Source organism: Rhodococcus sp. NPDC077669, from assembly GCF_040686915.1.
Taxonomy (GTDB): domain Bacteria; phylum Actinomycetota; class Actinomycetes; order Mycobacteriales; family Mycobacteriaceae; genus Rhodococcoides; species Rhodococcoides fascians.
The window spans coordinates 14,722-30,874 of the sequence record NZ_JBFBMD010000021.1 but is presented as its reverse complement, the minus strand read 5'-3'; the positions used below and the strand labels follow the sequence as shown (position 1 = coordinate 30,874).

Here is a 16,153-nt window from a genome sequence, read left to right as displayed (position 1 = left end):
CAACCTCGGTGGTGCGTTACGGACTCGGGTGTGATGAAATGCACAACTACCACGCTATTTATCCGTAAGGGGTCCAGCAGTGCGCGAATATTCTGTGCCGGCGTCATTCACCATTCCCGACGACGCATCCATGGCCGACACCGTCTTCCGGTACGAGAAGGAATCACCGAACTTCGTCCCGTTCCAGCGCCTGGTGAACGGCACCTGGACCGACGTCACCGCGGGTCAGTTCGCCAAAGAGGTCACCGCCGTGGCCAAGGGCCTGATCGCGTCGGGCGTCGAACTCGGCGACCGCGTCGCGATCCTCAGCGCGACCCGCTACGAGTGGGTCGTCCTCGACTACGCCATCTGGACCGCCGGCGGGTGCACCGTCGCGATCTACGAGACCTCGTCGCCCGATCAGGCGCAGTGGATCCTCGAGGACTCCGCGACCAAGCTGCTGATCGTCGAGACCGCGTCTCACGTCTCGAACCTGAAGGACGTCACCGACGGGGCCGCCGACCTGCGTGAGGTACTGCAGATCGACGCCGGAGCCATCGACGAGCTGACCACGCGCGGCGCAGGAGTCAGCGACGAGGACGTCCATACCCGTCGACACCAGGTCACTGCCGCCTCCCCCGCGACCCTGATCTACACCTCGGGCACCACCGGCCGCCCCAAGGGTGTGCAGCTGACACACGCGAACTTCTACGCCGAGGTCCAGGCCACCCAGATCGCGCTGCACGACTCCATGCGCGAGGGCAACCGCACCTTGATGTTCCTGCCGATGGCGCACGTGTTCGCCCGCGCGGTGTCGTTCGGCTCGTTCGAGTCCAAGGTGACCGTCGGTCACACCTCGGACGTATCGACCCTGGTGGATCAGTTCGCCGTCTTCAAGCCGAACTTCATTCTCTCGGTGCCGCGCGTGTTCGAGAAGGTCTACAACTCGGCCAAGCAGAAGGCGCACGACGGCGGCAAGGGCAGCATCTTCGACAAGGCCGCCGCGACGGCCATCGAGTGGAGCGAGGCCCAGGAGAAGGGCGGCGCAGGCCTGGTCCTCAATCTCAAGCACACCGTCTTCGACAAGCTCGTCTACTCCAAGTTGCGGGCTGCGCTCGGCGGCAACTGCGATCGTGCGGTCTCGGGCGGCGGCCCCCTCGGCGCTCGCCTCGGCCACTTCTTCCGCGGCGCAGGGGTACCGGTCTACGAGGGCTACGGTCTGACCGAGACCAGTGCGGCCGTCACCGTCAACACCACCAAGGAACAGCGCGTGGGCACCGTCGGCAAGCCCATCGACGGCCACGCGGTCAAGGTCGCCGAAGACGGCGAACTGCTGCTCAAGGGGCCGGTGGTGTTCAGCGGCTACTGGCACAACGAGAAGGCCACCGCCGAAGCGATCGTCGACGGCTGGTTCCACACCGGCGACCTCGGCTCGATCGACCAGGAAGGCTTCGTCTCGATCACCGGCCGCAAGAAAGAAATCATCGTCACCGCAGGCGGCAAGAACGTCGCCCCCGCGGTGCTCGAGGACGCGCTGCGCGCCAACGCGATCATCAGCCAGTGCCTCGTCGTCGGTGACGCCAAGCCGTTCATCGGTGCGCTCATCACCCTCGACCCCGAAGCAATGCCGGGCTGGCTCGAACGCCACAACCTCGCTGCCGACATCCCGTTCTCGGAGCTGTCGAAGAACGCCGACCTCGTCGCCGAAATCGACAAGGCCGTGGCCGAGGCCAACAAGAAGGTCTCCAACCCCGAGCAGATCAAGAAGTACACGATCCTCGAGAACGACTTCACCGTCGAGACCGGCGAGCTGACCCCGACGATGAAGCTCAAGCGCAACATCATCCACACCGAACGTGGCAGCGACATCGAGGCCATCTACTCGTAGATCGCCCAGCACGAGTGCCGAAGGGCCCGACGCGAGCAATCGCGTCGGGCCCTTCGTCGTACAGCATGTGATCGTCAGTGCATGTCATCGTCAGTGCATGTGGTCGTCAGTGCATGTGGTCGTCGAGGAATTCGGCGACCACCGTGGTCACGGCCTGGTGGATCTTTTCGTGCAGCAGATCGTGTCCGCCGTCCTCGAACTCGCGCAGGCTCGCCTGCGGAACGCGTCCGATCCATTCACGCACGGCATCGACCGGTGCCAGACGATCGTCGACCCCGTGCACGGCCAGCAATGGAATGACGTTGTCGGACAGGTCGTCGGCAGAACCGGTCACGGACTTGGGCGTGCCGCACAGGATTGCGCATCGGACGGCCTCGGGATGCGCACCCAGCGCTGCGATGGCCGTCGCGGCACCGAGCGAGTGGCCCATCAGGGCGAACGACAGCTCGGGGTGCTCGGCCTCGGCGATGTCGATCAACTGCAGCGCGTTCTGGGCGAGGCCGGGGATCTGTGCTGCGTCGGTCAGTTCACCCTCGGTCAGGCCGTGCCCCACGTGATCGACCGCCCACACGTCCACCCCACGCTCGTTCAGCAGCCGCGCAAAGCGGTGGTAATGGGCGCTGTTCTGGCCGAGACCGTGCAGGAAAACGAGACCGAATCGAGCGTCGGCGACGGTCCAGGTTCGATAGTGGACAGCACCGGTGGCTCCGTCGAAAAAAGGCATTGGATCATTTTGCCTGTTCCCGCCGGCTTCCGCGCGCAACGTGACCGGTGCCGCTGTCGCGGGTCGCTAGGGTGGACGCTTGTGTTCCTCCTCGGCGATCAGGTCGTCTACAGCGCCAGCGACCTCGCTGCGGCGGCGTCCTGCGAATTCGGCCTGCTCCGACGACTGGACGCTGTCACCGGCCTGATCCCCCGGCAGAGCGTCGCAGCCGACCCGATGCTCGACCGCACGTCCACGCTCGGATTCGAGCACGAACGACGCCAACTCGAGGCGTTCGAGCAGCGTTTTCCCGGTGGCGTCCTGACCATGGACCGACCGGGCCGTACCGCACAGGAACTGGCGGACGCGGCGTGGGCGACCTTCACTGCCCTGACCTCACGCACGCCGGTGCTCTATCAGGCCACCTTCTTCGACGGACGGTTTCTCGGTTTCTGCGACTTCTTGGTTGCCGACGGTTCTCGTTACACCGTCTACGACACGAAACTGTCGAGACACGCGAAGGTGCCGGCGCTGCTGCAGTTGGCCGCGTACGCCGACGCGCTGCACACCGGGGGTATCACTCCGAGCGAACAGGTGCATCTGATGCTCGGCGACGGCAGCGACTCCGCGCACGCGCTGGCCGACATTCTTCCGGTCTACCGGCAGTCGAGAGCACACCTGCAGCACATTCTCGACGAGCATCACGCCGAGGGCTCCGTCGTCGAGTGGTTCGATCCGCGGTATTCGGGATGCGGGCAATGCGATGCCTGCACCGCCGAGGTGGAGCAGCATCGCGATCTGGTGCTCGTCGCCGGCATGCGCGGCAGCACCAGGGACCGCCTACTGGACGCAGGGATCTCGTCGATCGACGAGCTCGCCGAGTCGAGTACCCCGGTGGACGGCATGTCCTCCCGCACACTGGAGAACCTGCGCGCGCAGGCGGCCCTACAGGTACGCCAAGAGCGCAGCGGGGCAGCCGAATTCGAGATCTTCGACGCCGAGGCACTGGGGGTGATTCCCGAGCCCGACGACGGGGACATCTTCTTCGACTTCGAGGGAGATCCGCTGTACGCGGAGTCCGGTTCGTCCGACTGGGGTCTCGAGTACCTGTTCGGCGTCTACACCGCGGACGGCGACTTCCTGCCGTTCTGGGCGCACGACCGTGCGCAGGAACGTCGTGCGCTCATCGACTTCCTCGACTATGTCGCCGCCCGCCGAGCCGAGCATCCGAAGATGCACGTGTATCACTATGCGCCGTACGAGAAGACGGCCCTGCTGCGGCTGGCCGGCCGGTACGGAGTGGGCGAGGACGCCGTCGACGATCTGCTGCGGGAGAACGTTCTCGTGGATCTCTACCCCGTCGTGCGGTCGGCTGTTCGGATCGGTGCCCGCTCGTACAGCATCAAGAAACTCGAACCGCTGTACATGCCCGCGGCCCGTGACGGAGACGTCACCGACGCGGCGGCGTCGATCGTCGAATACGCGCACTGGTGCGAACTGCGCGATCGAGGCAAGGACGCCGAGGCGGCAGCTCTGCTCGCCGACATTGCCGAGTACAACCGCACCGACTGCGAATCGACACTGCGACTGCGTGATTGGTTGCTCGATCGGGCATCGGACGCCGGGGTGGCACCGCGGCCCCCGCAGCAGCTGGACCTCGAGGACGTCGTCGACCGCACCGCGACCCCACTCGAACTCGAACTGGCCGAGCACGCCGGACTGCCGTGGGATCGCACGCCGACGCAGCACGCGCTCGGATTGTTCGCCGGTGCCATCGGATATCACCGACGAGAGAACAAGCCGTTCTGGTGGGGCCACTACGACCGTCTGACCCATCCGCTCGACGAATGGGCCGACGCCGCGGACGTATTGAAGGTCGAGCGCGCCGAGCTGGTGCACGACTGGATGAAAACTGCACCCGGACAACGGGTGCTGCGTCGTCAGGTCAAACTGGTCGGGCACCTGAGCAACGGCGTGCTGTCCGGCTCGAAGGTGAAGCTGCTGTACGAGAACCCGGCGCCGGAGGGTTTGACGAAGCAGCAACCGACGCATCGGGCCACCACATCGGTCGAGATTGTGCAGACCGGGTACGAGGGGACCCTGGATGTGGTTGTCGTACAGGAGAATCTACGCAAGGGTGTGGAGGAGTACACCGATTTCCCGGTTGCCACCGCGCCCGAGCCGCCGCCGAACACCAAGCATCTCGAGCAGGCGATCGTCTCCGTCGCGACCGAGGTTCTCGGCGGGTTGCCGAAACTACCGCGTACGGCTGTCGCCGATCTGCTGACGCGCTCGACGCCTCGAACCCGTTCCGGCGCCGGCCTTCCCGTGGTCCACGACAACGACTACGCACATGCGATCACGGCCGCGCTGCTCGATCTCGACAATTCGTACGTCGCGGTGCAGGGCCCGCCCGGCACCGGGAAGACCTACACGGCGGCGCGCGTCATCGAACACCTGGTGAACACACATCATTGGCGGATCGGGGTGGTCGGCCAGTCGCATCACGTGGTGAACAACCTGCTCGACACCATCGTCGGGGCCGGGGTCGACGCCTCGAAAGTGGGCAAGAAGGCCCCGACCACGCACACCGTCGTGGACATCGCCGGATACTCGCACTTCGTCACCGAGGCCGACGAGGGCTGCGTCATCGGCGGCACCGCTTGGGATTTCTCCAACCCCGGCCGAATTCCACCCGGCTCCCTCGATCTACTCGTCGTCGACGAGGCCGGTCAGTTCTCCCTCGCCAACACCATCGCGGTCTCGGTATCGGCGCGCAATCTGCTGCTTCTCGGCGACCCGGCGCAGCTCCCTCAGGTCAGTCAGGGCACCCACCCCGAGCCCGTCGACGAATCGGCCCTCGGATGGCTGACGACCGGGCACGCTACCCTGCCCGCCGACCGCGGCTACTTCCTGGCGACGACGTGGCGGATGCATCCGGATCTGTGCGCGCCGGTGTCGATGCTGTCGTACGAGGGCAAGCTCGAATCGAACAAGGATGTGACACAGTCACGTTCGCTGTCGGGTCTGGAACCGGGCCTGCACGTCGTCCTTCTGGACCACCACGGCAATTCCACCGACTCGATCGAGGAAGCCGACGAGATCGTCACGCGCGTGCGGTCGTTGCTCGGTCGGCCGTGGGTGGACCCCGCACACGGCAGCGACCCGCGCCCGATGCAGCAGTCCGACTTTCTGGTGGTCGCGGCCTACAACGCACAGGTCGCCGTCATCGTCGCGCAACTCGAAGCCGCCGGGCTCGACGAGGTGTCGGTGGGGACCGTCGACAAATTCCAGGGCCGTCAGGCACCGGTGGTCCTCATCTCCATGGCAGCGTCGGCCATCGAGGACGTGCCCCGCGGAATGGGATTCCTGTTGTCGCGCAACAGACTCAACGTCGCCATCTCCCGCGGCCAGTGGGCCGCGATCCTGGTGCGCTCGCGCGCGCTGACCCATTATCTGCCGTCGACCCCGGACGGACTCGTCACGCTCGGCACGTTCATGCGGCTGTGCGAGAACGCACGTCAGCCGAACGCCATACCCTCGCCGCGGTAGGTGGGAACGGCGTCGACCGATCCGTCGGAATGCACCAGAGCCAGAGTGTCGAACCGCTCGCACAACTCCCCGGCCTTGGCGTGGCGGAACCAGATTCGATCGCCGATGCGCACCTCCTCGGCGCCGCTCACCGGGGTCTGCACCTCCCCCGCGCCCTCGTTGCGCAGCAGTTTCAGGCCCGACGTGACAACGCCCGCTGCCCTCCTGGACCAGCCGACCGGTCGGGGTGATCGCGACCAGGATGCCGGGCCCGACGCGATGTAGCCGCCGCCGAACGCGGTGGCGATCCGCGGAGTCGGCTTGCGCACCACCGGCAGTGCGAAGAACAGCGAGGGTTCTGCCGAGAAGGCGCGATACCGATCGAACAGGGTCGGCGCGAACAGACCCGAGCCCGCGGTGACCTCGGTGACAGCCGGATCCGCGGCAGAGAAATCGATCGACCCGGTACCACCGCTGTTGACGATCTCGAGCGGCCCGATCGCCGCGGTCACGGCGTCCACCACTGCTGTTCTCCGCGCACCGATCTCACGAGACGACAGCGACTTCATCAGCTCGACTGCGACGTTGGCGTCGGGAACACCGGCGATCTGCGCCTCGTAGAACATCAACCCCACCACCCGGAACCCCCGCGAGCGAGCCTGACGGGCGAACTGCGCCACCTGCTCCGGATCCCGAAGCGGAGAGCGCCTGACCCCGATGTGCAGCGGCCCCACCCGCAACGATGCGTCCACGTCGATACAGATGCGGGGCTTGAGCAGATCGCTCCGAGCGGCGTCTCGGACGAGGTCCAGTTGCGCGACGTCGTCGACCATCAACGTGATGCGCCCCGACAGCACGCGGTCGTTGACCACCTCGGCGAGCGCCGTTCGATCGACCGTCGGGTACCCCATCAGAATGTCGTCGACGCCGGCCCGCGCCAACCAGATCGCTTCGCGCAGCGAATAGGCCATCACTCCGGATACACCCTGCGCCGCGAGGACCCGATTCAACACGGCTCGGCACCGCACCGACTTGCTGGCGATCCTGATCGGTACACCGTTCGCGCGTGCGCGCAGGGCTGCAGCATTGGCATCGAGAGCTGTCAGATCGACTGCTGCCGAAGGAGATTCGAGACCCTCGGTGGCTGCGACAATGCGGGACAGCGGGGTCGTTGCGGTGGTGGTGTCACCGGCGATCGAACTCATTCGGCACATTCCTTCGTCGTCGTTGCCGGGCCGACACAGTCAAACACTCCGCAGCCGAGAAGTCCCGTCGAGCGATTTTCCACTCAGCGATCTTCTGCCTTCGCGGCGATCAACCCGGACAGGTCGTCGATCTGGGCCAACACTTCGAGATCGTCGCCGTCGACCAACCACCGCAGCACCAAACCGTCGAGAGTCGCCATCCCGAAGCGGGCGATCGACTCCACTGGTTCGAGCCACCGCGTGCCGGTGTGGTCGGAACAATTCTCGAAGAACAGCTGCGCCTCGGAATCCCGGATTCGATACTGCCCGCTGGCGATCTCGGCGGCCGTGGCCGAACCCAGTGCGCGATGCCGCAACAGATACGTCTTGATCTCGTACGCCAACAGCTGACGACCATGCGATTTCTCGATCAGCAGCCACACCGCGCTCAGCCCGCTGTGCACCAGCTCGCGCAGCCCCCGAACACCGGGTAGTTCGTGTGTTCCGACCGCGCTGTCCAACGCGGCGTGCAGTATCTCGGTGACGTCGACGATGAGGTGCTCGCCCATCGCGATCACCAGATCCTGCTTCGTCTCGAAGTGGTATTGCACGATGCCTTTGGTGACGTCGGCATATTCCGACAGCGCCCGAACGGTGAGCGACTCGATACCGACCCGCTCGGCGACGTCGATTGCCGACTGCACCAGTTGTGCGCGGCGCACGTCGGCGGGCAGCCTCGATTGCATGACCCGATACTAGGTCGCGGTCGACATCTGTGCCTTGGATTGCCCCAGGGGAGCGCGCTGCGAGATAGTGATTCGATGATCGAGCGGTCGTGGCAGAACTGGGCGGGCAATCAACATGCATTCCCGGCGCGTCGAGCCGAGCCCTCGTCGGTCGAGGAGCTGCGTGCGATTCTGCGCGATGCCGCCGAACGGTCTCTGCCGGTGCGCTGCGTCGGGGCAGGGCATTCCTTCACTCCCATTGCCGTCACCGACGGTATCCAGATCGGCTTGGATGCGCTGAGCGGTATCGAATCCGTCGAACGCGACGACGACGGATCTGCCCAGGTGACGGTGCTGGCCGGCACTCGACTCCGGGAGTTGTCGGCGCGGTTGTGGGAGCTCGGGCTGGCGATGACCAATCTGGGCGACATCGACGAGCAGTCCGTCGCCGGGGCCTTCTCGACGGGCACTCACGGAACCGGTGCCGGATTCGGCGGCATCGCCACCCAGCTGCACGCGCTGGAGCTGATGACCGCAGACGGACAGTCGGTGCAGTGCTCCCGAGACGAGAACACAGAACTGTTCGACGCGGCCCGCATCGGTCTCGGCGCTCTCGGCGTCATCACGCGTGTGACGTTGAACTGCGTCGCGGCGTTCGCGCTGCAGGCCGTCGAGACGCCGTCGACGCTGACGGCGACGTTGCGTGATCTCGATGCCACCGTCGCCGGCGTCGACCATTTCGAGTTCTATTGGTTTCCGCACACCGATCGTGTGCTCACCAAACGCAACACCCGCCTGCCCGGTGACACCGATCTGCGTCCGCTGGGCAAGGTGCGCTCGTATCTCGACGACGAACTGCTGTCCAACACGGTTTTCGAGGGCCTCAACCGAGTGGTGACGCGAGTGCCTGCGTTGATTCCCAGGGTGAACGCGGTCTCGGCCCGAGCACTGTCGGCCCGCGAGTACACCGACCGCTCGTATCGGGTGTTCGCGTCGTCGCGGACGGTCAAGTTCGTCGAGATGGAATACGCCGTGCCCGCCTCCGAGATCGCCTGGGTGCTGCGCGAGGTGGATCGCTGGCTCGAGCGTTCGGCGATCTCCATCGCGTTCCCCGTCGAAGTACGATTTGCCGCCGCCGACGACATCTGGCTCTCCACGGCCTATGGACGCCCGACGGCCTACATCGCCGTGCACCAGTACCACCGCCGCGATCACCGGGAGTATTTCGACGCCGTCGAGACCATCTGCCGCAGTGTCGGAGGTCGACCGCACTGGGGCAAACTGCACTCTCTCGGCAGCGCCGAACTGCGTGATTCCTACGAACACTTCGACGACTTCCTGCGCATCCGAGATTCACTGGACCCGACGCAGCTGTTCCGCAACGACTATCTGGACCACCTGCTGTCGTGAGCGGTATCTCGTACCCTGCTACGAAATACCGCGCACGACGGATTCGCTTACATTGGACTCGGTGAGCACAGGAAAACGCGCGCTGTCCGGCATCATCGCCGCCGGAGTCGTCCTCGGCGTCGGCGAATTGATCGCCGTCCCCATCGGACCGAACTCGTCACCACTGACCGCCGTCGGATCCTCGGCGGTCGACAACAGTCCGGCACCGGTCCGTGAATGGGCCATCGACACGTTCGGCACCTCCGACAAGCTCGCCCTGTTCATCGGCATGGCCGTGGTCATCGGTGCTATCGCCGCCGCGGCAGGAATCGCTCGCAAACCGATCGGGGCCGCGGTGTTCGCCGCCCTGGGCGTAATCGGCGTCCTCGCCGCGGTGACCCGACCCGACGCGACGGTGTTCTACGCAGTCCCGACCGTCGGCGGCGTCATCGTCGGCATCGTCGTGCTGCACGCCCTCATCGGATCCGCCACCCCGGCGACCGACGGAATGAACCGACGCAGTTTTCTGACCCTCGCCGCCGGTGCCGCAGTACTCGGAGTCGTCGCAGGGACGGCCGGACGAATGCTCACCTCGGCGCGAGCGGTCACCGCCGATCGACTCGGCTTCATGCTCCCGACCCCGACGCCGCAAACGCCGATACCGGCGGGGGCGGACCTGAAGATCGACGGCCTCGCGTCGTACATCACCCCGAACGAGGACTTCTACCGCATCGACACCGCGTTGGTCGTGCCACGCGTGGCGTCGGATACGTGGTCGCTGCGGATCCACGGCATGGTGGACCGCGAGATCGAGTTGACGTTCGCCGATCTGGCGCAGCGTCAGGCGGTGGAGAAAACAGTCACGTTGACGTGCGTGTCCAACATCGTCGGCGGCGACCTCGTCGGCAACGCGACGTGGATCGGCTACCCAGTGAAGGACATCCTCGAAGAAGCGGGCATCTCCCCCGACGCCGACATGGCCCTGTCGTCCAGCAGCGACGCCTTCACCGCGGGCACTCCCCTCGAGGTGCTGCTCGACGGCCGCGACGCACTGTTGGCCGTCGGGATGAACGGCGCCCCGCTACCCGTGGAGCACGGTTACCCGGCCCGACTGGTCGTGCCCGGACTGTACGGATACGTCTCGGCCACCAAGTGGGTCACCGACATCGAAATCACCCGATTCGACAAGGTGACGGCCTACTGGACCGACCGCGGCTGGGGCGCACTCGGTCCGATCAAGACAGCTGCCCGCATCGACACCCCGCGGTCGGGCAGCTCCGTATCCGCGGGTAAGACCGTGTTCGCGGGCGTCGCCTGGGATCAGCACACCGGCATCGAGGCCGTCGAAGTGCAAGTGGACGAGGGCAATTGGGTGCCGGCAACCCTGTCGGAGGAGTACTCCAAGGACACGTGGAGGCAGTGGATGATCGAGCTCGACCTGCCGGCGGGCCAGCACGCGATCCGCGCCCGCGCTACCAACTCCGCCGGGGAGCTGCAGACCAACAAGACTGCAGACACCGTCCCCGACGGAGCAACCGGCTACCCGAAGATCTCGGTGACGGCGAACTGATTCAGGTTGTCGCGAAGCTGGCGCGAACCGAATTCTCCGCCAACTGTGTGCGCTCGTCCGCGGTCAGACCCATGCCCTCTTCGAGCGCCGAGAAGTTGTCGTCGACGTACCCGCCGAAATAAGCGGGGTCGTCGGAATTGATCGACACCGACAACCCACGTTCGAGCATCTGCCGTAGCGGCAATTGCGCGACGTCGTCGATCACCTTGAGCCGAACGTTGGACAACGGGCAGACGGTGAGCGGAATCTGTTCCTCGACAAGTCGATTCACCAGCGCCTCGTCTTCCAAGCACCGGACGCCGTGATCGATGCGCTCGACCTTCAGCAGGTCCAACGCCTGCCAGATGTAGTCGGGCGGGCCTTCCTCACCGGCATGGGCGACCACGTGCAGGCCCTCCGCGCGCGCCTTGGCGAACACGTCGACGAACAGCGAGGGCGGGTAGCCGACCTCGGCGGAGTCGAGACCGAGACCGATGATCGGTGCCTTCATCGCCAACAGGTCGTCGAGCAATTGGTTGGCGTACAGCACCGGCTTGTCTCGCAGGATCGACGCGATCAACCCGCTGGTGACGCCGAATTCGCGCTCACTGGTCGCGCAGGCGTCGGCCAATCCCTCGACGACGGCCTGGAGCGGTACACCGCGCTCGGTGTGCGCCTGTGGATCGAAAAAGATCTCCGCATGCGTCACCCCGGCCTGCGCGGTGCGGCGGAAGTACGCGCGCGCCAGATCGGCGAAGTCCTCGGCGGTGCGTAACACGGCCATGTTCGCGTAGTACAGATCGAGGAAGGACTGCAGGTCGGTGAACTCGTACTTCGCCTGCAGTTCGTCGATATCGTTGTACGGCAGCGTGATTGCGTTGCGCTCGGCAAGATCGAAGATCAGCGGAGGCTCGAGCGACCCTTCGATGTGCAGGTGCAGTTCGGCCAGTTGATCATTACTCACTCATACGATTCTACTTGCCGGTGTACGTCGCCTTACCAGGGCCGACCTCGAGGAAGCTCGTCACCGCACCGCGCAGATCATCGGTCTCGAACAATGCGCCCGACACCTCCGACGTGATGTCGTCCGCGTGCGCCACACCGCCCGAACGCCACGCCGCCACAATCTGTTTCGTGGCCGCATGGGCGACGGTAGGGCCGTCGGCCAGTCGGTGTGTCAACGCGAGCGCCGCGGCATCGACGTCGTCGTGGATCTGGTTGACCACGCCCCACTCCTTCAACGTCTGGGCGTCGTACAGATCACCGGTCATGACGAATTCACGTGCCCGACCCGACCCGGCCCGCTCGGCCAGACGCTGCGGTCCGCCCATCGACGGCGTCAACCCGACGACGGTCTCGACCAGACCGAACTTCGCCTTGGGTCCGGCCAGAACGATGTCGCAGGCCAGCGAGATCTCGAACGCCGCGGTGAGCGTCAAACCGTGCGCGGCGTAGATCACCGGACACGGCAACGCCTCGAGCGGGTGAATGATGCCGGCGAACAACCCACGCCACAGATCGGCACCCTCGGCCGCGGACAATCCCTCGAACACGTGCACGTCGACGCCCGCCGAGTTGACCTTGCCCTCGGCACGCAGCAGAACCGCACGCGGCGGGTTCGCGGCCAGATCGGCAACGTTCGCGGCCACCGCGTCGAACATTGCCTGATCGAACAGATTGAGGGGGCCGTGATCGAACGTCAGGACAGCGACCTCGGCGCCGGCCGCAGTGGTCGATCGGACGAGCGAGGTAGGTGCGTCAGCCATGCCTCGCATAGTGCCATACGCGTTCCGGGGCGTAGTTACCGACGAGTATTGTGCGCGTATCAGCCGTTACCGAGAGGAACAAGTAAGTGAAGCGCAGCCTGTTCGAGTCCGACCACGACGACTTCCGCGCATCGGTACGCGAGTTCGTCACCAGGACGATCACACCGGCCGAGGAAAAGCTGATCGAACAGCGATACATCGACCGCGAGATCTGGCTCGAAGCAGGACGCAACGGTTTCCTCGGCCTCGAGGTGCCCGAAGAATACGGCGGCAGCGGAGCCGAGGACTACCGATTCAACGCCGTCCTCGGTGAGGAACTCGCCCGCTCGAGTGCCGCGGTGGCGTCGTGCTTCGGTATCCACGTCGACATCGTCGCGCCCTACCTCGTCAAGCTCACCACCGAGGAGCAGAAGAAGCGCTGGCTGCCCGGGTTCTGCAGCGGCGAGATCCTCACCGCCATCGCCATGACGGAGCCCTCCGGCGGCTCGGACCTGGCCGCGCTGAAGACCACCGCCGTCAAGGACGGCGACGACTTCATCATCAACGGCTCGAAGACGTTCATCACCAACGGCAATTCCGCCGACCTCGTCATCGTCGCCACGCGCACGACGCCCGAGAAGAAGGCGAAGGGCATCACGCTGTTCGCCGTCGAGAAGGAACCGAGGGATTCACCCGCGGCCGCAAACTCGACAAGGTCGGCCAGCCCGAATCCGACACCGCGGAACTGTTCTTCGAGAACGTGCGAGTACCCAGCGCCAACATGATCGGCGAATTCGACGGCGGCTTCATCCACATGATGCAGCTGCTCCCCCAGGAACGCATCAGCTGCTCGGTGGCCAACCTCGGACACGTACGGCCCATTCTCGAAGAGACGCTGCAGTACGCCAAGGACCGCAAGGCATTCGGTCAGCAGATCGGCTCGCTGCAGTGGAACAAGTTTCTGCTCGCCGAGCTCGTCACCAAACTCGATGTGGCACAGGCATACATCGACAACTGCATCGTCGCCCACGGCCAGGGCGAGCTGACGGCCATCGATGCAGCCAAGGCCAAGTGGTGGAGCTCGCAGGTGCAGAACGAAATTCTCGACCACTGCGTCCAGCTGCACGGCGGCTACGGATTCATGAACGAATACCGCGCCGCCCGCGCGTGGAAAGACGCTCGCGTGACCAAGATCTGGGCCGGATCGAACGAAATCATGAAGGAACTGATCGGCCGGGATCTGGGGCTGTAGAGCGGCTTCGCCGCATGTGAGTGGAACTTCGTAGCAGGGGTCGAGGTTCCACTCACATGGGTTTCTCGAACGCGGGCCGGGCGTAGAAGCAGACCGCGACCATGCCGACCAGGAGCACGACGGCGGGCAGAATCAGCGACTGCGCCATGGCGGTGGTGAAGCCGTCACGCAGCATCTCGGGCACTCGGCCGGCGAATTCGTTTGCCCCCGAAGCCGATCCACCGGTAGGTAGTTCGGCGGCCAAGCGCGATTGGATGAGCGCGCCGATGCCCGCGCTACCGAGAACCGAGCCGATCATGCGGGTGGTGTTGTAAATTCCCGAACCGGCACCCGCCTGGCTCATCGGAAGATTGCGAGTGGCCGTCGCTGCCAACGGAGACCAGATCAACGCATTCGCCACACCCATTGCAGCGACGGGGAGCAGCAACTTCCAGATGGCCGTCGTGGGCGTCATCTCGTAGGCGAACCACAGCAGCGACGCGGCGAGGATGAACAGTCCCGATCCGGCGATGTACCGCGGATGCGTCTTGTCGACGAGCTTGCCGATATTGGGTGCGAGCAGTCCGGTGAGCAGCGCCATCGGAACGAACAGCAGTGCCGATCGGGTGGGCGTCAGACCGGTGACGCTCTGCGCGTAGAACATGATCGGCAGCATCATGCCGGACATCGCGAAACCCATTGCGGCGATACCGATATTGGACAGCGAGAAGTTGCGGTCGCGGAACAGGGCCAAGGGCACTAGCGGCTCGCTGGTATTCACGGACTGCCAGTAGACGAACCCCGCGAAGACCAGCAGACCGACACCGATGAGGATCCACACGCCGGTACCCCAGTCGTACTTCTGACCTTCCTGGATACCGAAGACGATGCAGAAGAGTCCGACAGCGCTGAGCGCAACGCCCAGCAGATCGAACTTGTGATCGTGGGTCGGCAGCACCGGAACGAACTTCAGCGCCAACGCAATTGCGAGAATGCCCACCGGCACGTTGATGAAGAAGATCCATTCCCAGCCGAGCGAGTCGACCAGCACACCGCCGAGAATCGGCCCGACGAGCGTAGCGACGCCTGCGACGGCACCCCATGCCCCCATCGCCGTTCCGCGCTTCTCCGCCGGGAACACACGAGTGATCACCGCCATCGTCTGCGGGGTGATCATCGCCGCGCCGAGACCTTGAACCGCGCGCGCCGCGATGAGCATGTCGATCGATCCCGACAGCCCACACCACACGGACGCGAGAGTGAACAGCACCAGGCCGGCGATGTACAGATTCCGCGGACCGAACTTGTCACCCAATCGGCCCGTGACCAGCAGTGGAACGGCGTAGGCGAGGAGATACGCGCTGGTGACCCAGATGACGTTGTTGATGTCGGTGTTCAGCCCGGTGAGGATCGCAGGTTGCGCGACCGCGACGATCGTCGTGTCCACCAGGATCATGAAGAAGCCCAAGCACAGTGCCCACAGCGCCGGCCACGGTCTGATCTCGTGCTGCGACGGGGCAGTCTCGACGGAATTCATGTAGCGCTCCCTATCCCCGAAGTCGGGTTCGTGTGATGTGCGGAGATGTGATGCGGCCAGTCGAGCTCGCCGCTGTCGATCCGATCGAGGTAGCGCGTCAGCCACTGCACTTCTGCGCGCAGCATGTGGTGAATGTAATCGATTCCGGCCCAATAGATTTCGGATATCTGGCGATCTGCTGCGAGCTGTTGATAGCCCGACAGTTCGTCGATGTCCGCGGTCAGGTCCACGATTCGCTCCCGCAACAGGGCGGTCGCGTCGGATGCGGGTAGGTTGTGCATTTCGGACAGGCCGAGGACGAACTGCGGGTATTCACGCACCGGGGTTCTCAGAATTTCGGTCAGCCGATCGGTCAGCACGTGCCGTCCGGCCGAGGTGATCCGATAGGTGGTGCGCTCCGGACGGTTGCCACCCCGGTCGGTTCCGACCTCGTCGACCAGTTCCTGCTCGTGCAGACGTGCGACCGCGTGATAGAGCGAACCCGGGCGAATCTTGACGATTCGATCTTCCTTGCGGGAGAGCAGCAATTGATACATCTCGTAGGGATGCATCGGGCCCTCCGAGAGCAGAGCCAGAATCGAGACGCCCAGCGGATTGACGGTTCCGGCTCGCATCGATCCCCCGTCACCTATCCCGCACGAATTATTCCAACTGGAATATAGGGCCGGCGGTAGCCTCGGAGCAACCCGGAC

The 16,153-nt window shown here is 64.9% G+C and carries 11 protein-coding genes and 1 pseudogene; 5 read left to right on the top strand and 7 right to left on the bottom strand.

What is annotated here, in order from left to right; all coding sequences use genetic code 11:
* The first annotated feature begins 79 nt into the window (after positions 1-79).
* Complete coding sequence (locus tag AB0P23_RS19795; protein WP_032375182.1) at positions 80-1,867, top strand: long-chain fatty acid--CoA ligase; 1,788 nt, start codon at positions 80-82, stop codon at positions 1,865-1,867.
* A gap of 106 nt (positions 1,868-1,973) precedes the next feature.
* Here the strand turns inward: AB0P23_RS19795 and AB0P23_RS19790 are convergent, their stop codons facing one another.
* Positions 1,974-2,591 carry an alpha/beta fold hydrolase gene (locus AB0P23_RS19790; protein WP_032375181.1) on the bottom strand — a complete coding sequence of 206 codons (618 nt, stop codon included), beginning with the start codon at positions 2,589-2,591 and terminating at the stop codon, positions 1,974-1,976.
* A gap of 81 nt (positions 2,592-2,672) precedes the next feature.
* Here AB0P23_RS19790 and AB0P23_RS19785 point away from each other — a divergent pair, with 81 nt between their 5' ends.
* Entirely contained in the window at positions 2,673-6,122 is a 3,450-nt protein-coding gene (locus AB0P23_RS19785) for a TM0106 family RecB-like putative nuclease (RefSeq protein WP_363798926.1), read from the top strand.
* Here the strand turns inward: AB0P23_RS19785 and AB0P23_RS19780 are convergent.
* Positions 6,092-7,306, bottom strand: coding sequence for an alanine racemase (locus AB0P23_RS19780; RefSeq protein WP_363798923.1), 1,215 nt, complete (start codon positions 7,304-7,306; stop codon positions 6,092-6,094). The two genes, AB0P23_RS19785 and AB0P23_RS19780, sit on opposite strands and share 31 nt — an antisense overlap.
* Before the next feature lie 83 nt (positions 7,307-7,389).
* On the bottom strand, positions 7,390-8,031 hold the full coding sequence (locus AB0P23_RS19775; RefSeq protein ID WP_027498003.1) for a helix-turn-helix domain-containing protein: 642 nt from the start codon (positions 8,029-8,031) through the stop codon (positions 7,390-7,392).
* 75 nt (positions 8,032-8,106) lie between these two features.
* On the opposite strand from AB0P23_RS19775, the gene AB0P23_RS19770 reads away from it, so the two are divergent.
* Together AB0P23_RS19770 and AB0P23_RS19765 are read left to right on the top strand one after the other, a co-directional pair.
* Positions 8,107-9,420, top strand: a complete 1,314-nt coding sequence (locus AB0P23_RS19770) for a D-arabinono-1,4-lactone oxidase (protein WP_363798921.1) — start codon at positions 8,107-8,109, stop codon at positions 9,418-9,420.
* A 61-nt stretch (positions 9,421-9,481) separates the two neighbouring features.
* Positions 9,482-10,969 (top strand): molybdopterin-dependent oxidoreductase, encoded by a 1,488-nt coding sequence (locus AB0P23_RS19765; RefSeq protein ID WP_363798918.1) that lies wholly within the window; start codon positions 9,482-9,484, stop codon positions 10,967-10,969.
* A gap of 1 nt (position 10,970) precedes the next feature.
* Here the strand turns inward: AB0P23_RS19765 and AB0P23_RS19760 are convergent, their stop codons facing one another.
* Positions 10,971-11,912: an adenosine deaminase gene (locus AB0P23_RS19760; RefSeq protein WP_363798917.1), complete on the bottom strand. Its 942-nt coding sequence runs from the start codon at positions 11,910-11,912 to the stop codon at positions 10,971-10,973.
* A gap of 10 nt (positions 11,913-11,922) precedes the next feature.
* Positions 11,923-12,714, bottom strand: a complete 792-nt coding sequence (locus tag AB0P23_RS19755) for an enoyl-CoA hydratase/isomerase family protein (RefSeq protein WP_032375185.1) — start codon at positions 12,712-12,714, stop codon at positions 11,923-11,925.
* Positions 12,715-12,800: 86 nt separating this feature from the next.
* Here AB0P23_RS19755 and AB0P23_RS19750 point away from each other — a divergent pair.
* A pseudogene (locus tag AB0P23_RS19750) lies at positions 12,801-13,945 on the top strand (acyl-CoA dehydrogenase family protein).
* Positions 13,946-13,997: 52 nt separating this feature from the next.
* Here AB0P23_RS19750 and AB0P23_RS19745 read toward each other — a convergent pair.
* Positions 13,998-15,461: a DHA2 family efflux MFS transporter permease subunit gene (locus AB0P23_RS19745; RefSeq protein WP_027498009.1), complete on the bottom strand. Its 1,464-nt coding sequence runs from the start codon at positions 15,459-15,461 to the stop codon at positions 13,998-14,000.
* Entirely contained in the window at positions 15,458-16,075 is a 618-nt protein-coding gene (locus AB0P23_RS19740; protein WP_052054800.1) for a PadR family transcriptional regulator, read from the bottom strand. The genes AB0P23_RS19745 and AB0P23_RS19740 overlap by 4 nt, the downstream gene beginning before the upstream one ends.
* Positions 16,076-16,153: the final 78 nt, after the last annotated feature.